20 protein-coding genes are annotated in these 20,698 nt (G+C 52.6%); 15 read left to right on the forward strand and 5 right to left on the reverse strand.

All coding sequences use genetic code 11. The features are described from left to right. The first annotated feature begins 36 nt into the window (after positions 1–36). The 8 genes from rnhA to msrA all read left to right on the forward strand — a co-directional run bounded on the left by rnhA (position 37) and on the right by msrA (position 7,334). Positions 37–477 carry a ribonuclease HI gene (gene rnhA / locus NHM04_RS01955; RefSeq protein ID WP_254265373.1) on the forward strand — a complete coding sequence of 147 codons (441 nt, stop codon included), beginning with the start codon at positions 37–39 and terminating at the stop codon, positions 475–477. Position 478: 1 nt separating this feature from the next. Continuing rightward, positions 479–1,210, forward strand: coding sequence for a DNA polymerase III subunit epsilon (gene dnaQ / locus NHM04_RS01960; RefSeq protein WP_254265374.1), 732 nt, complete (start codon positions 479–481; stop codon positions 1,208–1,210). 163 nt (positions 1,211–1,373) lie between these two features. Then, positions 1,374–3,089 carry a pilus assembly protein gene (locus NHM04_RS01965; protein WP_254265375.1) on the forward strand — a complete coding sequence of 572 codons (1,716 nt, stop codon included), beginning with the start codon at positions 1,374–1,376 and terminating at the stop codon, positions 3,087–3,089. 8 nt (positions 3,090–3,097) lie between these two features. Further along, positions 3,098–3,916 carry an NAD(+) diphosphatase gene (gene nudC, locus NHM04_RS01970; RefSeq protein ID WP_254265376.1) on the forward strand — a complete coding sequence of 273 codons (819 nt, stop codon included), beginning with the start codon at positions 3,098–3,100 and terminating at the stop codon, positions 3,914–3,916. Beyond that, positions 3,909–4,559 (forward strand): cation/multidrug efflux pump, encoded by a 651-nt coding sequence (locus NHM04_RS01975; protein WP_254266673.1) that lies wholly within the window; start codon positions 3,909–3,911, stop codon positions 4,557–4,559. The genes nudC and NHM04_RS01975 overlap by 8 nt, the downstream gene beginning before the upstream one ends. Before the next feature lie 29 nt (positions 4,560–4,588). Continuing rightward, entirely contained in the window at positions 4,589–5,641 is a 1,053-nt protein-coding gene (gene sohB, locus NHM04_RS01980) for a protease SohB (RefSeq protein ID WP_254265377.1), read from the forward strand. Positions 5,642–5,649: 8 nt separating this feature from the next. Beyond that, positions 5,650–6,645 carry a YhdH/YhfP family quinone oxidoreductase gene (locus NHM04_RS01985; RefSeq protein WP_254265378.1) on the forward strand — a complete coding sequence of 332 codons (996 nt, stop codon included), beginning with the start codon at positions 5,650–5,652 and terminating at the stop codon, positions 6,643–6,645. Positions 6,646–6,689: 44 nt separating this feature from the next. Then, positions 6,690–7,334, forward strand: coding sequence for a peptide-methionine (S)-S-oxide reductase MsrA (msrA, locus tag NHM04_RS01990; RefSeq protein ID WP_254265379.1), 645 nt, complete (start codon positions 6,690–6,692; stop codon positions 7,332–7,334). Here the strand turns inward: msrA and NHM04_RS01995 are convergent. Beyond that, a complete protein-coding gene (locus NHM04_RS01995; protein WP_254265380.1) occupies positions 7,323–7,595 on the reverse strand; it encodes a hypothetical protein in 273 nt (90 codons plus the stop codon). The two genes, msrA and NHM04_RS01995, sit on opposite strands and share 12 nt — an antisense overlap. Positions 7,596–7,621: 26 nt before the next feature. After that, entirely contained in the window at positions 7,622–8,344 is a 723-nt protein-coding gene (locus NHM04_RS02000) for a phosphoadenylyl-sulfate reductase (protein WP_254265381.1), read from the reverse strand. A gap of 224 nt (positions 8,345–8,568) precedes the next feature. Between NHM04_RS02000 and thrH the strand changes: the two genes are divergently transcribed. From thrH to NHM04_RS02035, 7 genes are all read left to right on the forward strand, one after another. Further along, entirely contained in the window at positions 8,569–9,186 is a 618-nt protein-coding gene (gene thrH, locus NHM04_RS02005) for a bifunctional phosphoserine phosphatase/homoserine phosphotransferase ThrH (protein ID WP_254265382.1), read from the forward strand. Between the two features lie 142 nt (positions 9,187–9,328). Continuing rightward, positions 9,329–12,484, forward strand: coding sequence for an HD domain-containing phosphohydrolase (locus tag NHM04_RS02010; RefSeq protein ID WP_254265383.1), 3,156 nt, complete (start codon positions 9,329–9,331; stop codon positions 12,482–12,484). An 18-nt stretch (positions 12,485–12,502) separates the two neighbouring features. Next, the gene (locus tag NHM04_RS02015; protein WP_254265384.1) at positions 12,503–13,357 is read left to right on the forward strand and encodes a DMT family transporter; all 855 of its coding nucleotides are present in this window, start codon (positions 12,503–12,505) and stop codon (positions 13,355–13,357) included. A 207-nt stretch (positions 13,358–13,564) separates the two neighbouring features. Beyond that, positions 13,565–13,771, forward strand: a complete 207-nt coding sequence (locus tag NHM04_RS02020) for a cold-shock protein (protein ID WP_020209639.1) — start codon at positions 13,565–13,567, stop codon at positions 13,769–13,771. Positions 13,772–13,902: 131 nt separating this feature from the next. Next, on the forward strand, positions 13,903–14,433 hold the full coding sequence (locus tag NHM04_RS02025; protein WP_254265385.1) for an adenine phosphoribosyltransferase: 531 nt from the start codon (positions 13,903–13,905) through the stop codon (positions 14,431–14,433). Beyond that, positions 14,426–14,626: a hypothetical protein gene (locus NHM04_RS02030; RefSeq protein ID WP_254265386.1), complete on the forward strand. Its 201-nt coding sequence runs from the start codon at positions 14,426–14,428 to the stop codon at positions 14,624–14,626. Before NHM04_RS02025 ends, NHM04_RS02030 begins: the two co-directional genes overlap by 8 nt. 75 nt (positions 14,627–14,701) lie before the next feature. Continuing rightward, positions 14,702–15,607 carry an aspartyl/asparaginyl beta-hydroxylase domain-containing protein gene (locus NHM04_RS02035; RefSeq protein ID WP_254265387.1) on the forward strand — a complete coding sequence of 302 codons (906 nt, stop codon included), beginning with the start codon at positions 14,702–14,704 and terminating at the stop codon, positions 15,605–15,607. On the opposite strand, the gene pabB is transcribed toward NHM04_RS02035, so the two are convergent. From pabB to NHM04_RS02050, 3 genes are all read right to left on the reverse strand, one after another. After that, a complete protein-coding gene (gene pabB, locus NHM04_RS02040) occupies positions 15,581–17,002 on the reverse strand; it encodes an aminodeoxychorismate synthase component I (protein ID WP_254265388.1) in 1,422 nt (473 codons plus the stop codon). The genes NHM04_RS02035 and pabB overlap by 27 nt on opposite strands. Positions 17,003–17,079: 77 nt before the next feature. Next, the gene (locus NHM04_RS02045; RefSeq protein ID WP_254265389.1) at positions 17,080–20,181 is read right to left on the reverse strand and encodes a glycoside hydrolase family 15 protein; all 3,102 of its coding nucleotides are present in this window, start codon (positions 20,179–20,181) and stop codon (positions 17,080–17,082) included. 190 nt (positions 20,182–20,371) lie between these two features. Beyond that, positions 20,372–20,656 carry a transposase gene (locus NHM04_RS02050; protein WP_254265390.1) on the reverse strand — a complete coding sequence of 95 codons (285 nt, stop codon included), beginning with the start codon at positions 20,654–20,656 and terminating at the stop codon, positions 20,372–20,374. Positions 20,657–20,698: the final 42 nt, after the last annotated feature.

Consider the following 20,698-nt stretch of genomic DNA (forward strand, 5'->3'; position numbering starts at 1 on the left):
AAGCACAGAAAAATGAGTTAAGAGAGCAACCTTCACGTGAAGAAAATCGAGATATATACAGACGGCGCCTGTCGCGGCAATCCCGGGCCCGGGGGGTGGGGAGCACTGCTGCGTTATAACGGTAAAGAAAAAGAACTGTACGGCGGCGAAGCCAATACCACTAACAATAGAATGGAACTGATGGCCGCCATTGAGGGGCTGAAGGCTCTGAACGAACCCTGCGATGTGGTGCTGACCACAGATTCTCAATATGTGCGCAAGGGGATTACCGAATGGCTGGCTGGTTGGAAGCGCAATGGTTGGCGTACCTCGGCAAAGAAGCCGGTCAAAAATGATGACCTATGGCGTTTGTTGGACGAGCAGTGTCAGCACCATAAAGTGGATTGGCGTTGGGTAAAAGGGCATAGCGGGCACGCCGAGAACGAGCGCGCCGATCAGCTTGCCAACCGCGGGATAGATTCATTAAAGGCAAAATAGCATGAGTGTGAGTGGAAAAGGGCACCGGCAAATAGTGCTGGATACAGAAACCACGGGGCTTGACCCAGCTTCGGGACACAAGATTATCGAAATTGGCTGCGTCGAGGTGGTCAATCGCAAGCTTACGGGTAACCACTACCATCAGTATATAAATCCGCAGCGCGAGGTAGACGCGGGAGCGATTGAGGTGCACGGGATTACCAACGAAATGTTGGCAGATAAACCGGTATTTTCACAGATTCGCGACGAATTTCTGGCCTTTATTGAAGGTGGAGAGCTGGTTATTCACAATGCCCCCTTCGATGTCGGTTTTATCGATCATGAGCTTCGCGCACTGAATCCATCCCATCAAACCATCGCGCTAACCAACTCGATTGTCGACTCTCTGGTGCTGGCCAGAGGCAAGCATCCGGGACAGAAAAATAATCTCGATGCGCTGTGCAAGCGATACGGCGTAGATAACTCGCAGCGAGACTTGCACGGCGCCTTGCTTGATGCCGAGATTTTGGCAGATGTTTATCTGCTGATGACAGGCGGACAGACAGCTCTATCGTTGGGAAGTAGCGGCAGCAGTAGTGACGAGGGCGGCTCCGGCAGTGGCGAAATTCGTCGCCTCAGCGCGGATAGGACGCCTTTGCCTATTATTCAGGCGAGCGGCGAAGAGCTCGAGCGCCACCAAGAAAAACTGGCTGAGATCGACAAGGCCAGTGGAGGCAACTGCCTTTGGCGGTAAAATGCGACATCTTTAATGCTTCCCCATGACGGGCTCTAGCGGTTCGTCAGGTTTTAAGGTAGTTTCTATTATTTACGATTAACCTGTTGCTGCTAAACGCAAAAAGCCCACCGTTATAGGTGTTTTTTTAAGCGGCGCCAAGGCAAATTTTAGGACGATAATAGTGAACAATGACACCGCAGAGACTTTTAACCCTTCGTCTTTAAAACTGGTGCACGATGAGCTGGTCGCGACGATCGAGTCCGCCGCCTCCCGCCTGGAACAGTTTGCCGCCGACTTGGACAATGGCGAATTACTGCAGTTGTGTATCGAAGATATCAAACAAATTCGCGGCACTCTAAGCTTGTTGCAATTGCGTGGTGTGGACCTGCTTGCGCAGGAGTTGGTGGAGCATATCACCGACATTCCCCTGGGCAATGACCCGGCGACGGTGACTAAGCTTGAGCGTCTGACGTCAGTATTTTTTATTCTGCCGCGCTATCTTGAATATTGCAGCCAAGTAAAGCGCAGTATGGCAGTGTTGTTAATTCCCCATATCAATGAGCTGCGGCGCGCGCGCAAAGCGCCACAGCTGCCGCAAAGTTACTACTACCCGGTAGACGTTACCCAGTGCCAACGTGCGGCTAAGCCCGAGTTGAATCTGCCAGAAGAATTTCGCCAGGTGGTGCGCCGACTGCGGCACATGTACCAAGTGGCAATGCTCAATGTGCTACAAGGCAAACAGGCGGCCCCGTCAATGGGTATGATGGCGCGCGCCCTAGAACGCTTGGATAAGGTGTGCGGCAACAATCCGGTGGCCAACCTCTGGTGGGTTGGGGCGGAGTTTTTGACTCTTTTGAGCAAAGGCTCTCTAGAATTAAGCAACAGCCGAAAAATGCTCTTTGGCGCCATCGATCGCGACATCAAAAGGCTCCAGTTTGAGGGGGAAGCGGTGCTTAAGCGCGCGCCAAACGAAGCCCTGCTAAAGGAGCTGCTCTATGCCACGGTCCTGGCGCGCGGTGATAGCGAGCGCAGTGAGGCGATCCGTAAAGCCTTTGCAGCCCCCGAACTCGGCTACAACGAAGTGGAGCTGGCCCGCGAACAGGAGCATTTAAAGGGGCCCAGTGCTACCACGGTTACTTCCATGACCGCGGTGCTGCAAGATGAGCTACGCAGTACTAAGAATATTCTCGAACGCGCCGCCCAGGGCGGAGTAGAACTTCTTGTGGACAGCCCCGAATTGGTAGAAACCTTAAAAAAGGTCGCCGATATCCTGTCTATTGTTGGGCTAGTGGCGCCGGCGAATTCCCTCAAAGAGGAAATTGTCCGTATTAGCCGGTGGCAGGATGGCAGTGCCGAGGCCAGCGCCGATGAGCTGCTGGGAGTCGCCGATACACTGCTCTACATTGAAAGCACAGTGACAGGTCTTTCAAAAATGAACCTGTCCGAAGAAAAGCTGGCTCGCTTGAATGCACTGTCGCGCGAAGAGGCGCTTTCCAATAGCCAGATCATGGAGGCCGAGGCTCTGGTGATCGAAGAGGCTGAAGCAGGCCTGGCACTGATCAAACGTGGATTAAACTCCTACGCTGAATCCAACTACGACATCGGTCATATTAAAAATGTCGCTTCTACTTTAACCTCGGTGCGCGGCGGTATGCTGGTACTGAACTTACCCCGGGCGGCCAAGGTGGTGGCCGCTAGCGAGCGATTTGTTAATGAGGCCTTGTTGGGTGGCGAGCCGCTAGCGGCAGTGCAGCATTTGCTTGAAACCTTTGCCGATGCGGTGATCAGTCTCGAGTATTACCTAGATGCGATTAAGTCGGGTAAAGATGCCGACACCAGTGTGTTGCAAGTGGCTGAAGAGAGTCTGCAGGCACTTGGTTATCCTGTCGCATCCTAAACGTTTTTATGATGCAACAGAGCTTGCCGAAGTACTGGCTGATTAAAAACGGCGCCATTGGAGTAGACAGAAACGGACAACCTGTACACAGCCTGGCGGGGATCGCAGACGATCTAGTGCGGTTGCCTCTCACAGTTTGCGATACCGAAGAGTATGCGGTAGTGCTTGAGGAGCACGCGAAAGATGGTGGCATTTTTTGGCGCCCCCTGCGTGACTGTTTGTTGGAATTCGATGAAGCTGATTCTTTACGCGCCAGTCAGGCAGTGCAGCTGGAATTTTGGTTTAACTCTCATCGTTTTTGCAGTCGCTGCGGTGAATCGCTCGGTTTACCGCAGCTCGATGATCTCGAGCGAAGAGAGATGGTGTTGCGCTGCGGGAGCTGCCAAAGTAGCTACTACCCTCGTATTTCTCCCTGCATTATTGTGCTTGTGACCAACCGGCAAGCTTGCCTATTGGCTAAGCATAAACGCTCAAAAAGTGGTGTTTATACAACCTTGGCTGGTTTTCTGGAAGCGGGGGAAACGCCCGAGCAGGCGGTGCACCGCGAAGTTTACGAAGAGGTCGGAATTCAGGTGCGTAACTTGACCTACCACAGCAGTCAGAGCTGGCCGTTTCCTGGGCAACTGATGCTCGGTTACTGGGCCGAGTTCGCCGCTGGAGAACTACGCTTGCAAGAAGATGAAATTGCAGATGCTGGATGGTTTGATGTCGGACAATTACCGGATGTTCCGCCTAAGGGAACCATCGCCAGACGGTTAATCGATGGGTTTGTCGAGAGCTGTAAGCTCGGCGCATCTAAAAATGAGGGTAAAAGCTGTGATGTATAGTGCAATTGCGGCGTTGGCGGCGCTACTGGGGTTGTTGGTGGCCTATTCGGCTGCCAAGCTTTTATGGAAAGACAGTTGGGTACTGGGATGGTTGCGCGGGATGTTTGGTTTGGCACTATTGGCCTTGGCAGTGGTGTTCGTTTTTATCGCCATGGATATATTCAGTTATCGGCAAATACAATCGGAGCACAATGTCGCCACTCTCAGCTTTGATAAAAAAGCTGACCAGGTTTTTAACGTGTTAGTGGTCGACGCGCAGGGCGTAGAACACAACTACATCATTAAAGGTGATCAGTGGCAGCTGGATGCACGAATCATCAAATGGACTGGGGCCTTGGCGAATGTCGGCATTAAACCAGGCTATCGCCTGGATCGATTATCTGGTCGCTACTACTCGTTAGAAAAAGAGCGTGAAGAGGAACGCACTGTTTACTCGTTCAACGAAAGCCCTGCTGGTATAGACGTGTGGGCCTGGCTGCGCGAAGTGAAAGAGCAACTGCCCATTGTTGATGCGGTTTACGGCAGTGCCACTTACTTGCCTATGGCAGATGATGCTGTATTTGAAATAAGCCTGTCGGTTGCCGGGCTGGTGGCGCGCCCACTCAATGAAGAGGCTCGCGCAGCGGTAGGCGACTGGCAGTAGAAAAGTAAAAAAGTAACGGGAGAGATTTTTTGGAATTTATCAGTGAATATGGCTTGTTTTTAGCCAAAGCGGTAACGGTTTTGGTGGTAATCGCTGTGGTGTTGGCATTAATTGCCAACAGTAAACAAAAGAGCGGCTCCAGTGACGGGCATATTGAAGTCACTAAAATTAACGATAAGTTTGAGCAATATACCGACGCGATCAAATCTGAAGTATTGGATTCGGCGGCGCGAAAGCTCGAACAGAAGCTAAAAAAGAAACGTCACAAAGAGCAAAAACGACTTGAGAAAGGTCGCAGCGATTCAGAAAAGACTTCAGCTGAGCGCCGAAAGCGCGTTTATGTGCTGAACTTTGACGGCGATATTAAAGCCTCGGCAGGCAACAATCTGCGTGAAGAAATTACCGCCGTGCTGGGCCTGGCAGAGAAAGTCGATGAAGTTGTGGTTCGACTTGAAAGTGGCGGTGGCATGGTGCACAGCTACGGCTTGGCGGCCAGTCAGTTAATGCGTATTAAAGAGCGTGGTATCCCTCTGACGGTAAGCGTAGATAAAGTAGCCGCGAGCGGTGGCTATATGATGGCTTGTGTCGCAGATAAAATTATTGCCGCTCCCTTTGCGATACTCGGGTCAATAGGGGTAGTAGCCCAGTTGCCCAACTTTCATCGTCTGCTGAAGAAAAACAATATCGATTTTGAAATGTTTACCGCCGGAGAATACAAGCGCACAGTTACGATGTTCGGCGAGAACACCGACAAGGGCCGGGAGAAATTTACCGACGATATTGAAAAAACCCATGTACTTTTCAAAGAGTTTGTCGCCGAGCACAGGCCGGTGGTTGCCATTGAGCAAGTTGCGACCGGTGAGGTTTGGTACGGTCGTCGAGCTCTGGATATCCAACTGGTGGATGAGCTAACTACCAGTGACAGCTACCTGCTCAATCAGTATCCGAATGCCGATATTTTTGAAATTGAATATGCTCACAAAAAGTCTTTGCCCGAAAAGCTCGGCCTGGCCGCAGAGGCGAGCATTGATAAGCTGGCGCTGCGCTGGGTTTCCCGTTTACAACCGTCGCGCTGGTTTTAGGAGGTTCAATGACTACCTTTCAGGCAGTACGCATCAGGCGAGGCGATCAGGCCGAGTTCAGTTGTTCGCTTGAGAGTATCCCCGAGTCGAGCCTAGAAGGCAGTGGTGTGCTTATTGATGTGCATTACTCTGGCCTCAATTATAAAGATGCCTTGAGTGCGGCAGGTAATCCAGGCGTTAGTCGCAACTTTCCCCATACCCCAGGTATCGATGCTGCTGGTGTAGTGCGGCACGACCCAAGCGGGCGCTTTAGCCCCGGACAGCGGGTATTGGTCAGTGGTTATGATTTTGGCATGAATACCTCGGGCGGCTTGGCTGAGGTGTGCAGCGCACCCGACAATTGGGTGTGTGAGTGTCCCGAGTCGCTAACGCTATTCGATGCCATGCTGTTTGGCACCCCGGGGCTAACGGTGGCGCAGGCGCTGGATAAGCTGCAGCGCCTGACCCCCCATGCTGATGGTGAAAAATTTGTGATTAGTGGTGCCTCTGGTGCGGTGGGCAGCCTAGCTACTGTTCTGGCTCGGCACGCTGGCTTTGAGGTAGTCGCGTTAACCGGCAAACGCCATTTGTACCCGCTGTTGCAGCGGCTCGGTGCCAGCGAATGCCTACCAGCTAGTGAGTGGACAGAGGCAAACAGCAAGGCGCTATTAAAGCCTCAGTGGCGCTATGGTTTGGATACTTTAGGTGGCGAAGTTCTCCTCAACATGCTTAAAGCCACGGAGCGTGAGGGGGCCATTGCCAGTTGTGGTCTGGCTTTGTCTCCCGAGTTCTCTGCCAGCGTCTACCCTTTTATTTTACGGGGGGTGTCCATGCTCGGGGTCGACTCGGCCGAACAACCTCTGGCTTATAAGCAAAGCCTGTGGCGCACTTTGGCCGAGGTACCCCTGACACTAGAACTCAGAGACAGTCTGGCGCGCGAGATTTCTTTGGCTCAAGTCCCTGATTATCTGGCGGCTATGTTGCGGGGTCAGGGCCAGGGTAGGGTGGTAGTGAAAATACGCTGATACTGCCAATTCATTTCCCCTATTAACCAAGCGGAGGTTAAAACATGCTTTTCGGCCAAGATAAATCGCAGATGCCCACTAAAGAGCAGGCATTGCCGGGGCGCACTGAGCCTCTTGTGGTGGAATCCAGCCATTGGGTCAAGGGTAATTCGATTAAACCGCCGTTTCCCGAAGATTGCGCTTGGTTTATTGCGGGCATGGGATGTTTCTGGGGCGCGGAGCGTTGTTTTTGGCAGGAGCCTGGAGTCTATACCACCGCCGTTGGTTATGCCGCAGGACATACGCCCAACCCCACTTACGAAGAAGTGTGCAGTGGCCTAACCGGCCACAATGAGGTGGTTCTAGTCGTGTATCGGCCTGCTGATGTTTCTTTGGCTCGGTTGTTACAGCTGTTTTGGCAATCTCACGATCCAACTCAGGGAATGCGACAGGGGAATGACAGAGGCACCCAATACCGTTCTGGATTGTATGTGCCAGAGGAAGATCAGCGTGCTCAGGCCGAAGCCAGCCGGGCAGTTTACCAAAAGGAGCTCAGTGCTCGCGGGTATGGTGAAATAACCACGGAGATACTGCCGGCGCCCGAATTTTATTACGCTGAAACTTATCACCAGCAATATTTGGCGAAAAACCCCGGCGGCTATTGCGGTCTGGGTGGTACCGGGGTTAGCTGCCCCGGATCAGGCTTCTAGCACTTCCGCCACAAATTTCATATAGACGGTATAAACCCGGGCCGGCTTGCCTTCTTCTTCCACGATAAAAAAGGGGGCTCGGTCGACTTCATACTGTTGCGCTAACAGCATACCTGGGCTTTGCGGGTCGTCTTCGCGCGCCTCCAGAATCTGATCGATGCGATCTAGCTGGCCCGATTCCTCCAGCTTATTTTGCACCTCAATGCATTTGCGGCAGGCAGAGCCGCTGCGCAGTATCTTCTTCACCAGGGTAATTTTCATACCGGCTCGCCGTTGTGAGTTAAATATTATCCAATATTGCTGGCGTGCAAACCGCACTCTTTCTTAGTGGCTTCTTCCCACCACCAGCGTCCTTCGCGTTCGTGCTGCCCGGGGCCTACAGGTTTAGTGCATGGCTCGCAGCCAATAGAGATAAAACCGCGGTCGTGCAGCGGGTTGTAGGGCACCTCATAGGCGCGAATATAGGCCCAAACTTCCTCTGAGCTCCAGTTAGCCAGGGGATTAAATTTAGTCAAGCTTTCGCCCTCGCGCGCGAAGGCTTGATCGTCCTGAATCACCGGAATGTCGGAGCGGGTGCCCGGGCTTTGATCTTTGCGTTGGCCGGTAATCCAGGCGTCGACTTCCAATAGCTTTTTGCGTAAGGGGGCAATTTTACGAATACCGCAGCACTCTTTGTGTGTGTCTTCATAAAAACTAAACAGGCCTTTCTCGCTGACCAATTTGCGTACTGCGTCGCCGTCGGGAGAGAGAATGTCGATGTTAATACCATAGTGCTTGCGCACCTGTTCGATAAACTGATAAGTCTCCGCGTGCAGGCGCCCGGTATCGAGGCAGAATACCTGTACATCTGGGCGAATACGGCTGGCCATATCCACCAGCGCGACATCTTCAGCACCGCTGAAAGAGATGGCAATATTCTCGTAGTTCTCAAGCGCGTAGCGCATAATGCGGTGCGGGCTTTGAGTCGCTAATTCTCGCTCCAAATCTAGGGTAGCAATCGTATCAGTCATTATAAGAGTTCCTGCATCACGGTTATCTGGTCTAGGCCAGGCTCAGATTTTGCGCGAAGCATAGCAAAGCGCGGCTCATCTGCCCAATAGCTGTGAGGTATTATCATATAACCGGGTTTTATCCCTAGGATCGGGTTCGCCGGCCATGCTCCCGATTGCATTTGCGCGCCGGGCAGGGTAGATTCGCGGACTTTTATCAAGCTCACAATGAGGGGGAGAAGGCTGTGGAACTCGCTTGCTTAGACTTGGAAGGCGTCTTAGTGCCTGAAATTTGGATTAAATTCGCTGAAAAAACCGGTATCGAAGAGTTGAAGGCGACCACCCGGGATATCCCTGACTATGACGTGTTAATGCGTCAGCGTCTGAAAATCCTCGAAGAAAATAACCTCGGGTTGCATGAAATTCAAGAGGTAATCGCAACGCTTGAGCCTTTGGAAGGGGCCGTTGAATTCGTTGATTGGCTGCGCGAACGCTTTCAGGTGATTATTCTGTCGGATACCTTTTATGAGTTTTCGCAGCCTTTGATGCGCCAGCTCGGTTTTCCCACCCTGTTTTGTCACCGTCTCGAAACAGATGTGAATGGTCGGGTCATCAATTATCACCTGCGCCAAAAAGATCCTAAGCGTCAATCGGTACTGGCTCTGAAAACCTTGTACTACCGTATTATTGCCGCCGGCGACTCCTATAATGACACTACCATGCTGGGCGAAGCGGATGCCGGTATCCTGTTTCACGCGCCGCAGAATGTGATCGATGAGTTCCCTCAGTTTCCCGCGGCGCATAATTACGAAGAGCTAAAACAAGAGTTTATTAAGGCGAGCAATCGCAAGCTGTCGCTTTAATTCCTGCGGGGCACTCTTCTGTGGGGTGCCCGACTTTCCCCGCTAAAACTTAGCGCTTAGCCCCGTCCTGCCTTAGTCTCCGTCTTTCCACAGTAAATTAAGCGGTATATAGTGTTGAAAAAACAGGCAGATGGAGTTGGCCTTGGACTTACAGTCTCAGCTTACCGATAAGCGGATATCGATACGTGCGATGACAGTCGCTCTGGTGGTGTTCACCATGGCTGTAACAGCCCTTGTGGCGATTTCATTGCAATACTACTTCTCACGGCAAATGGCGCAGAATGCAGCCATCAAAAGCTATCAGACTTCCGCTCAGAATATCGGCTCTTTCGTCCAATCAATCGAGTCGCGGGGCATTCAAATTGCCCAGGTGCTCGCTCGTTTTCCCGAATTAGTAAACTCGGTCAACCACAGCACCGCCACCCGGGATGTGTTTGCCGAGGTGATGAATAATAACCCGGTGTTTTACAGCGTCTATCTCGGGTTTGATAACGGTGATTTCTACGGTCTGGTCAACCTTGAGAGCAGCCCTGGTATACGCATTCGCTTAAAGGCCGGGCCTGATGACAGATGGGTGGTAAACACGGTAAGAGAGACAGAGAATGGTCGTACCCGCACTCTCTATTTTTACGACGAAAACTTCCGTCTACGTGATGTTCACAGCGAGCCGAGCCGTTACGATGTTCGCGAGCGCCCCTGGTATGCAGTAGCGCGGGAGGGCGAGGTTGCCTCTTCGCCGCCCTACTTATTTCAGTTCAACCAAGTGACAGGCAAAACCTTCTCTATTCGTGTACCCGGCAATAATGTGGTGGTGGCATTGGATGTGACCCTGCAATCTTTTTCCAACTATTTGCTCGACCACCAAGTGGACGATAAATCAAAAATTTATGTGTTCAATCGGACAGGGCATCTTATCGCTAGCAATCACCTTCCCGAACCCTCCAAACAACAATTTGTGACTCCGCCGCTAGTATTAAACGATGCCCAGCGCCGTTATGTCCAAAGTCTTGGTACTTTGCGAGTTTCCAACGATACCGACTGGCCACCCCTGGATTATACTGTTGCCGGGCAGCCACAGGGTTATTTGGTGGATTTAATGCATATTCTGGCGGCTAGTCTTGGTTTGGAGATTGAGCACATAAATGGTTATCGTTGGCCGGAACTCATTGCAAAATTCAATGGCGGTGAGTTAGACCTGTTGCAGTCGGTCATTGCGAGTGAACAGGCCTTAGGGCGCGGTCCTCTGACACAACCGCTACTGCAATTGCCTTTCAGTATTGCTGTGGCGCGTGGCGCGGCACCGATAAGCAGTTTGCAGGGGCTTAAAGGCAAGTCGGTGGCTGTTGTCGAGGGTTGGGGGCCGGTAAAAAAATTACAGCGTACCGCTTTCGGCGTAAAGATCGTTGAGGTGGCCACACCTTTGGAGTCGTTGCAAGTTGTGGCAGATGGTTTTGCTGATGCGGCCATAGATTTTACGGCGGTTTTACAATCGGTCAGCCGGGACTACTTTTTTGACGATGTCGTTGTCGGAGACGCTTTTTATCCCGCCCAGGGGATATTACCTGATAATCTGCATTTACAGGTACGGCCCGAGTACGAGGAGTTGATACCACTGCTGAACATGGCGTTGGACAACATTGCCCCGCAGGATCGTCAGCTGCTTCATGATAAGTGGCTGGATCCGTCGGTGCGCCCGGGGGTGGGGCATTTAGCGGTGGTGCCTTATCGGGAGTTCTTAGAAGCGGCGCGCAATGAAAGTTTGCAGGGGCAGTTGCGTCGAGTTCGCTTAGACGGCAAAGATAAGTTTCTCTATGTCGATAATATTCTGCCATTGGATGAGGTGGGCGGTTATATTGCGGTGCTCACACCTGCCGAGGCGGTGCTCGGTGAAAGTCATCGCCAGCTGCAGTACTCAGTGTTGATCACTGCCGCCGTGTTGCTATTATTGTTGCCCTTAGCATGGTTTAGTTCGACCCCTCTGGTGCGGCCAATAGAGGCGTTACGCCAGCGTAGCGATCAAGTCAGGCTCAGACAATACCAAAATATTGAGCCATTCCCGAGTAAAGTCAAAGAGCTGGACTCGCTATCGGGTTCGATGGTGGAAATGGCGCAATCAATTCGCCAGCATGAGCAACAACAGAAAGACCTGTTGGATTCGTTTATCCAGATTATTGCCAACGCAATTGACGAGAAATCGCCGTATACCGGCGAGCACTGTGAGCGTGTTCCCGAAATAGGTCTGATGCTGGCGCGAGCCGCCCATGAATCTGAAGACCCGCCATTCGCCGGGTTTCGCTTTAATGATACCCAGTGGCGTGAATTTCGTATTGCTGCCTGGTTACACGATTGCGGCAAAATTACCACGCCTGAGCATATTGTTGATAAGGGCACCAAGCTAGAAACTATTTACAACCGTATTCATGAAATACGTATGCGTTTTGAAGTCCTGTGGCGCGACGCTTATATAGAATTTCTTGAGCAGCGAGAGCAGTACCCTGAGAAAGAGGCCGAGCTTGAGTTGGTGTTGGCAAGAAAGCAGAAAAAGCTACAGGAAGATTTTTCTTTTGTCGCATCCCTTAATCAGGGCAGTGAATCCACGGCTGAGGGTGTCAGTGAAAAGCTGACCGAATTAAGCCAGCTTACCTGGCGGCGCTATTTCAATGATCGTTTAGGGCTTTCCCCGGTAGAGGAGGGGCGCTTACAGGGAGATGTTGCGCCATTGCCTGCGGTAGAGCCCTTGCTGGCAGACAAGCCCGAACATATAATTCAGCGCGAGCGGCGCCCGGATTACCCGGCTCATCTGGGTATTACCATGACCCCGCCCGAGCACCTTTATAATCGGGGTGAGATCTACAATTTGTCCATTCGTTACGGCACATTGACGGCTGAAGATCGCTTTAAAATTAACGAACATATTATCGCCACGATCAAGATGCTTGACGGCTTGCCTTTTCCTCCCGAGTTGGCCAATGTACCGCGCTATGCCTCCACCCACCATGAGTCGATGGATGGCGGTGGGTATCCGCGCGGCCTGAGTGCAAAAGATTTATCGATTCCGGATCGAATTTTGGTGGTTGCTGATATTTTTGAGGCGCTCACTGCCGGTGATCGCCCGTATAAAAAAGCCAAAACCTTGAGCGAGGCGATAGCGATTTTGGCGAAAATGGCTGACAAAGGTCATGTCGATAAAGAGATTTTCCACCTGCTGCTAAAAAGCGGGGCGTATTTGCAGTACGCGCAGCAGTTTTTGCTGCAATCGCAGCTCGATAATGTCGATGTTGAGCAGTATCTTTCGTAAGCTACTTAAGGTTTTTCTTTGATATCCTATTCCCCTTTTGCAAATCGCCTTGGGCTTGTGCTGCTGACCATGCTCGCCTTTGCGGGTAACTCTTTGTTGTGCCGATTGGCGCTGGCAACGCAGGCAATCGACGCCGTCAGCTTTACTCTGGTGCGAATCATTAGCGGCGCGCTCATGCTCTGGTTGCTGGTGAGCTTGCGCCGGCGTCCCTCCAGTCAGGCACCTCCCACGCCAGCTTCCTGGGCGGCATTATCATTGTTTACTTACGCGCTGCTGTTTTCCCTGGCTTACGTGAGTCTGGGCGCTGCAGAGGGGGCGTTGATTCTATTTGCAGCTGTTCAGCTAACTTTACTCGGTTACGCGTTGTGGCGCGGGGTTAAAGTGTCTAGCACGGAGTTGCTGGGGGCTTTGTTGGCGTTTGCTGGTCTTGCTGGATTGCTGTTGCCGGCGGCAGCGCGTCCATCGGTGCTGGGGTTTGTGTTAATGGCCGGTGCAGGCCTGGCCTGGGGCGTATTTACTTTGCTGGGACGGAGGGGAGGTCTGGCGCTGCAACTTACCGCACACAGCTTTTTTCGCGCTGCGGTCCTGTGTGTAATTCTACTGCCGTTTGTCTTGCTTGATTCACAGTGGAGCTGGTACGGTTTTGCACTTGCGGTATTTTCCGGTGCGGGCGCATCGGCGCTTGGTTACGCGCTGTGGTACGCAGTGCTGCCAAGTCTGAGCGTAGCTCAGGCCGCAGCGGTGCAATTGAGTGTGCCTGTTTGGGCTGCGTTGGGCGGCATTTTGTGGCTTGGAGAGAGCTTGAGCTTGCAGTTTATTATCGCCAGTTTGGTTATTTTAGGCGGCATTGCGCTGACCTTGATAAAGCGATAAAAACTGCTCAAATTTTCCCCTCTAGGTGTGTTGACTTGGGTTTACAGGGGTATATACTCAGATACGCTTGAAAGTATGTCCTATATTTATGCCCAACCCTAGTAACAGTAGTTTCTACAGTTCTGGTCTTTCAGTCATAAGTAATAGCAACACTTTTAGCACCAATCGCCTATTAAGGCTTACTCATTGATTGAAAAGGAATAGACTATGTCTACTGTAACTGGCACTGTTAAGTGGTTTAACGAAGCAAAAGGTTTTGGTTTTATCGAGCAAGAGTCTGGTCCAGACGTTTTCGCTCATTTCAGCGCTATTGTTGGCTCTGGTTTCAAAACCCTGGCCGAAGGCCAAAAAGTTGAGTTCACCGTAACTCAAGGCCAAAAAGGCCCACAGGCCGAGAACATCGTCGTACTGTAAGTATGGCGAGTTCCGCTACCCAGCTTGGGCTGGCTAGCTGTAAAAAGGCGAGGTAAATACCTCGCCTTTTTTATTGTTGCATTCACATTTCGTGCTGAAATTTCATCTCTCTAACTCGCTTGGATTATGCTATGGATACGCTGAAACGAGCTGTTACCACTATTCCTGATTTCCCCCGCATCGGCGTGCAGTTTCGCGATATTACCTCACTGTTGGAAGATCCTCTGGCTTTCGCCCTCGCATGTGAGCAGTTGGCAGAGCCGTTTGCCGATGCCGCAATCGATAAGGTGGTGGCGATTGAGGCGCGCGGCTTTGCCTTTGGTGGCGCGGTTGCGCTTTCGTTGGGGGCGGGCATGGTGATGGCCCGTAAGCCCGGTAAGTTGCCTCGCGAGGTGATAAGTCAGACTTATCAACTGGAATATGGTCAGGATTCTTTGAATATTCACGCCGATGCAGTGCAGCCCGGTGAGAGGGTATTAATTGTCGATGATTTGATTGCCACCGGTGGCACGGTGTTGGCGGCGGCAGATTTACTGGCGCGGCTCGGAGCAAAAACTGTCGCCGCCGCGTTTGTGATTTCGCTGCCTGGGTTGGGCGGTGTAGCAGAGCTACAGGCTCGGCAGATACAGGTTCATAACCTACTGGAGTACGAAGGTGAGTAAATACGCGACAGTCTTTTTAGTTCTGGCCCTGGCGGCCTGCAGCAATAAAGCGGTGTACGACAATGTGCAGAATGATCAGCGCTGGCGCTGTGATCAGGAGCCTATCAGTACTCAAGCCGAGTGCCGTGAAAGAGTATCTCGCGATTATGAAGACTACGAGCGCGAGCGCCAGGAGATACTGGAGGCCGAGTAACGCTTGGTCAGGCCGCCGCTTTTGCGTATCATACGCGCCCAGATACGATGTGAGTAATCAAGAGGTTGTCAGGCTATGGGAGTCATCCTTACCTGTATTGCAATATACATTGGCTGCATAGCCTTCGTTCGCACCCGCAACCGGGTGACTTTTCCGCTCAGCCGACAAATGACTGACTTCTCGACCTTTATGGTGCCCTTCAATTTGCCCGCCTACGGGTTGAGCAAGGTGCCCACCACCCCCAGGGTCTCCAAAGAGCATTTCCCCGAGTTGCAGGTGATTGAAGAGAATTGGGAAACCATTCGCGACGAAGCCCTGGCTTTGTATCAAGGCGGTAAAATTACCGCAAAAGATGATTTACCTGCCAGTAGCTTTTATAAAGACAACCGCTGGACCAGTTTTTACCTCAAGCTCTACGATCACGAGATTCCCTCAGCGCGCGAGCTGGCGCCTAAGACTATGGAGCTGCTGGATCAGGTTCCGTATTTGAATTTGGCGTTATTTGCGGTGCTGAACCCGGGTAAAAAACTTAACCAACATCACGATCCCTTCGCTTACACGCTGCGCTACTCCCTAGGATTAAGCACGCCCAACAGTGAAAAATGCGGCTTGCAGATTGATGACTTTCACTACCCCTGGCGCGATGGCGACTCGATTATTTTCGATGAAACCTACCTGCACAGCGCCTATAACGAAACCGACACCCCGCGGGTGATCTTGATGACGGATATCGACCGCCCGCTCAAGCTTGGCTTTGTGCAAAAGGGCTATTGGTATTTTGGCCGCTTCTTTAACAGCCTGTTTATGATTGATAACGTGGACTCATCCCATTCGGGTATTGGCAACAAGCTGGGGCAGGGGTTACTGGGCTACCAGAAGTTTCTCAAATCCATCAAAAGCAAAAACCGCACGTTTTATTACACCGCCAAATGGGTGGTGATTGGCGGCTTGTTACTATTGATCGGTAGCAGGCTGGTGTAAAAAGTTCTCTTCTAGAGTTCGAATCAGCAGCGCCACCTTGGTGATGCTCTCCTGATATTCGGACTCACAGGTGGAATCGGCAACGATTCCGCCACCTCCCCAGCACAGCAGACGTCCCTGGTCGCAGCTGATGGTACGAATGGCAATATTGCTGTCCATAGAGCCGCAGGCACTGATGTAGCTGAGGCTGCCGCAGTAGGGGCCGCGCCTGTGGCTTTCCAGCGTTTCAATAATCTCCATGGCCCGGACCTTGGGCGCGCCTGTAATGGAGCCGCCGGGAAAAGCGGCGCGCAGCAAATCAATGGCTGATTTTTCCGGCTTCAGTACGCCTGTAATGGTGCTGACCAAATGGTGCACATTGGCAAAGCTTTGCAGCTCAAACAGCTTGGGTACCTCGACCTGGCGGCAGCAGCGGCTCAAATCGTTGCGCAGCAGGTCCACGATCATCAAGTTCTCTGCCTGATCCTTCTCGCTTTTACTCAGTGTCGCCGCGCTTTGGGCATCCTGGCTGGGATCAGCGTGGCGTGCGGCTGTGCCTTTGATGGGAGATGTGGTGGCCACGCGGTTTCTGCAGGCGATAAATCGCTCCGGCGAAAGGCTGAGAATGGCGTTGTCGCCAAGGCCCATAAACCCGGCAAAAGGTGCCGGTGATGTTTGGCGCAGCTTTAAGTAGCCGAGGTATGGGTCGCCGCCGTAGGGGGCACAAAACCGCTGCGCATAGTTTATTTGGTAGGTGTCACCCTCAAGGATATGCTTCTGAATGATATCGAATTTTTCAATATAATCTTCTTTGTTAATACAGTTCTCAAAATTATTGATTTTAAAGGAGTTTCCGCTCTTTTCTAGAATTGACTTTAAGTCAGGTAAAGGCGAAATAAGTGCCATTATCGATGTGGTATCTACCCCCGGCTGGGCGACAAGGGCGGCTGTTCGACGCTTATGATCAATCACCAGTGCCCACTGATAAATGCCCATATGCATATCGGCAAGCGTAGAATCGGCCTCGGCGATACTGGGAATGGCTTCCAACCTGCGGCCTAGGTCATAGCTCAAATATCCCAGCGCGCCACCACAAAAGGGCAGTACTTCACCGTCGTATACTGCCGCCTCGCAGGGTGCGGGCATGTGGGTGTCGAGCAAAGAAAAGGGGTCTGCTGCACTTAGGTATTCTTCGCTGTGATTGTCGCGCAGCTGTTGACGCACCAGAGTCTGATTCCCCCGAGTTATCAGCTCCAGGCTGGGCGCGGCGGCCAGAATATCGTAGCGCCCCTGTTGGGTATATGGGTGGCAACTGTCCAGCCAAATAGGCAGGGGGTGATAACGCAGGCAGTTGAGATAGGCCGATGAATCGGCAAGATAGGGAATGGGTGTAACTTGGGGCTGGGGCAAACTCATTGATTTTACGCACTTGAACGGGACGGCTGCGCAGTATACCGATAACTCAGGCTCGGAGGTAAACCGCGCAGCCGTGATTACAGCTCGGTAATGTGCTCCCCGCTCACCTCCGTGGCGTAGCTGGCCAGCACAGTCAGTACCGCATTTTGTAGCACCGCCGGCGATTGCTGAATCAGTAGGTCGAGATAGCGGCCGCTGGGAGGGCTTTGGTTGCTCTCATCGGCCCACTGGCGCGCCGCCTCTTCCAATAAACGGCTGAACACCAGTGGCTGTTCAAAGTAGGCGCTCGGGTGGCGCTGGCAGTAAAGAGTGAATGCCTGCAGAGATTCCACCACAGCGCTTTTGTAATAGCTCGGGTGCAGTGGCTGGGTGAGCTGGTCGATCAGTTGGGCAAAGCTTTCTTCTCCCGGGGTCATTGAGCTGCGCACCAGCTCGCAATCGATTTTACCGTCGCTGCTGCTATCGCCAATCACCAGGGTTTTGGCGCAGGCCAGACTTTGCCAGATAGCACTGAGAAATTTATCGTCAAAGCGGGTAATAAACCCACGCGCCAGACGCCACTCAAACCAGTCGGCATCTACGGCGTGAGCGTTAATGGCGTCGCTGCCGCTTAGCAGCGCGGGCTGTTCGGCGCCATGGGCAAAACTGTGCTCCACGCCCTGAGAGAAGACTTTGCGCTGCGAGTCGAATACGCGGCGCAAGCGCTTGTACAAATACACCGGCGGCTGGCTGGCCAGCCATTCAATCGGCGCCTCACTCCCGCACTTATCAAAGTGGGAGCAGAGCATCATAAAGTTATGCAGCTGGATTGAACGCAAGCCCTCGAACAGATAGGGCTGAGTACGCAGCAGAGCGCCCACAGCAATAATAACTTCCTGGGCCAGTGAGCGCTCCAGGGGGTCGTTAAAGACGGCGTCCAGGCCGTCGAGAATCTCCTGGTTACTTAAGCCGGAGTTAATCATTAGTTCGGCCTCGGCGGTTTCGCCCACGGCTATTTTTAAGTGCCGCGCCGCTAACAGCGTCAGGCTGTCGGCCAGATCCTGGTGGCCGTGATCAAGATAGGCAAAGCACAGGCGGCACAGGGCCCATCGATTGGTGTGGCGCGCGTACTGATAAATATCCTCTAGCACGTCAATGAGCGTCAGGCCGTCGCCCGCATCCTCTGATAATGGTGCTTCGCCTATCAACTCGGCAAAGCCCAGGCGCAATTGTGCGGCGCGGCTCTCGTCGCAAGCGAGCTGTTGCAATTGGGCAAAGCGGGGTGCGAGTCGGCTGCGCTCAATGCGCAGCGAATCCGATGGTTTGCTTTGCGTACTTTTCAGCGGCTCTAAATCAAAGTCCGGTAGCGTTAGTTTTGTTACCCGCGAGGCCCGCACCGCTAAGCTCGCCGAAGCATTGCCCACATGCTCGTGGGTATTGCGCAATTGCAGGTCTTTCAGGGTTTGAAAGAATACCGCCGCATTGGGAATTTGGCAGATGCTGGCATTCACCTTGAGCGTAAACACGGCCACTTCGGCGTCGGTCCAGTGTTTGCGAATATGCGATACCTCGGTAATGAGTAGCTCGCTGAGGAACTCGGCATCGTAAAGTCGGTAATCGAAAGCTTCACTTTGCAGCCAGGATAAACACAGACAGACTTTGCCGTTAATCCGGTAGGTGTGAGAGGTGGCCAGGCTTTGCAGTCGCCGGCGAGGGCGCCCGCTCAAGCCGAGCGATTCGTTGGCGCCTACACGGGTGAACGCTTCCATTAAATGCGGTGCGCTCAATACGTTAATGGGTTTTATGTCTTCTAAAGATTCGGCAATAACCCCGTTTTGCGACAAGGTGGTTTTTACGGCTTCGTTCTCTGCTAATACCACCAAGGCCATTTGCGCCTGGGAAAAGCGTGTTGAGCGTCGGCGAATATGCAGCGGATCGAGATCGGTGGTGGTGATATAACCTTCATCCAACAGGAGCCCTGTGTAATAAAGACTTTGCGCCCAGACTAGGGGAATGTTTTCGTTGGGCTGGCGCGCCTGAGAGCGGGGGTTTTTCTTTTCCGCCGCGATCGATTCTTGCGGTAAGTAATACAGCTCGGGAATTAGCCCTATGCCATCTTTACGAACCATCAATGATTCAATTTTGCGCCGGTAATGATTGGCGGTAGTGTCCAGCTCGTCAAACAATGCGTTGAGGTACAAAAAGCAGTAAAACAGTGGCCATTCTGACTCAATGTGTTCAAAGGTCGCCAGCTCCGAGTGTTCGTAATACAGGCGTGAGCTCTCTTCAATAGCGGTCTGATGGCCGTCCCACAAAAAACGTTTGCAGCCGTAGTTGCCGCCGAGCTTGGATAAAATCGTATCGCGGGTTTTGGTTAGTAACTCTTGGCGGCCCACGGCAAAAGCCGGAAAGCCAATCACCGAGAGCAGTGCACTGTCCACTTCTTTGGACAGAGACTCGCGCGGCAGCAGGGCACCCAGAGTGTTCCGTGCCAGGGATACCGCATCGGGGATCACGTGAATGACCGCGCGGCGCGTGGCGTTGGGACCAAATAAATTAAGGCCGTCGAGCGCCTGCATGGCCGCTTTAGCCATGCCCACAGAGCTTGCGTTAATTTCCGTCAGGCCGTTATTGATTTTGTTGCCCCGCTCCCAGATACCGAAGTCGGGTGTGCGATAGGCGCTGGAGATGTAATAAACCAGGTTCTGCACAAAGTCCACTTCGCTACCGGTGCACACGATGCGCAGCCCCGAGGCGGACATCTGTGCTAGCAGCAAAAGATAAATGGAGGTGGCGTCTATCTGTAAATGGCCCCAGGCGTCGTCGGCCACTACGGGTAAACCACTGGCAGTTTCGTATTTTGCATGTAGCGAATCGATCGGGTCCAGGGTGTGCTTAAACTTTTCCACCTTGTCGGCCTGGCGCATCATTGACTGCAGTAGTCCGCGCATTAACTTTATGCAGGCTTGGTTTAATAAATCCTGGCGGTTGCTTTGCCCGGCGCGCCCCATGGCATTTGCCAGCGCCCAAACGCAGATAATGGAGTAGACATTGTCCCGCACCCAGGCGTCGGTGTAATTGCCGTGGGTGGTAATCGCCGTGCTGGCGGGGAGTAAACCGGTAACCGGATGTTGGCGCTGGAGAATAACCTGTTTGATTTCCTGGTAAATACGCTCCAGTGTATCGTTTTGCCGCTTCATAAACCTTCCCTATTTACCTCTGAGGGCGTCGGTGCTCACCTTTCAGGCCTGACCGCCTGTCGAGTTTCAAGCATCAGCCGTGCCGAGCTTCAGTATAGAAAAAGAATATTGTTCCTGTATGACAAATACGGCCTGAGCCCTGGCCGGTGCGGAGTCCGTCTTGCCTGACTTTGCCTAGTCTTGGTGCGCGCTAGTGATGTCTGCGCGTTTGCAGCGCATCTTGGGCGTTTTTTAAGGCCTGGCGAAGGCGGGCATTATCCTGCTGCAGGCGGGCAATTTCTTGTTGCGCTTGTTGTAGTTCGCCACTGTTAGAGGTTTCCTGCTCGCGGCGCCAGCGGTAGATATTGGCTTCGCGAATACCCTGTTGGCGGGCGACTTCGGCCGGTGACATGCCCTCGTCAATCAGAGCCAGGGTATGCGCCTTAAACTCTTTTGAATAGCGCTGTCTTGAACGACGCTTGACCACTATACCCATTGCTTCTCCTTAAGTTGGGGTGGATGCAGGCTTTCAATATTG

It is taken from the genome of Gilvimarinus sp. DA14, from assembly GCF_024204685.1.
Taxonomy (GTDB): domain Bacteria; phylum Pseudomonadota; class Gammaproteobacteria; order Pseudomonadales; family Cellvibrionaceae; genus Gilvimarinus.

Coding starts and splice junctions, on each gene's coding strand:
- NHM04_RS02050 (WP_254265390.1), bottom strand. CDS start 20,656: ATGGGTATAGTGGTCAAGCGTCGTTCAAGACAGCGCTATTCAAAAGAG.
- NHM04_RS02045 (WP_254265389.1), bottom strand. CDS start 20,181: ATGAAGCGGCAAAACGATACACTGGAGCGTATTTACCAGGAAATCAAA.
- NHM04_RS02035 (WP_254265387.1), top strand. CDS start 14,702: ATGGGAGTCATCCTTACCTGTATTGCAATATACATTGGCTGCATAGCC.
- dnaQ (WP_254265374.1), top strand. CDS start 479: ATGAGTGTGAGTGGAAAAGGGCACCGGCAAATAGTGCTGGATACAGAA.
- NHM04_RS01995 (WP_254265380.1), bottom strand. CDS start 7,595: ATGAAAATTACCCTGGTGAAGAAGATACTGCGCAGCGGCTCTGCCTGC.
- NHM04_RS02020 (WP_020209639.1), top strand. CDS start 13,565: ATGTCTACTGTAACTGGCACTGTTAAGTGGTTTAACGAAGCAAAAGGT.
- NHM04_RS01975 (WP_254266673.1), top strand. CDS start 3,909: ATGTATAGTGCAATTGCGGCGTTGGCGGCGCTACTGGGGTTGTTGGTG.
- NHM04_RS02025 (WP_254265385.1), top strand. CDS start 13,903: ATGGATACGCTGAAACGAGCTGTTACCACTATTCCTGATTTCCCCCGC.
- nudC (WP_254265376.1), top strand. CDS start 3,098: ATGATGCAACAGAGCTTGCCGAAGTACTGGCTGATTAAAAACGGCGCC.
- msrA (WP_254265379.1), top strand. CDS start 6,690: ATGCTTTTCGGCCAAGATAAATCGCAGATGCCCACTAAAGAGCAGGCA.
- NHM04_RS01985 (WP_254265378.1), top strand. CDS start 5,650: ATGACTACCTTTCAGGCAGTACGCATCAGGCGAGGCGATCAGGCCGAG.
- NHM04_RS02000 (WP_254265381.1), bottom strand. CDS start 8,344: ATGACTGATACGATTGCTACCCTAGATTTGGAGCGAGAATTAGCGACT.
- pabB (WP_254265388.1), bottom strand. CDS start 17,002: ATGAGTTTGCCCCAGCCCCAAGTTACACCCATTCCCTATCTTGCCGAT.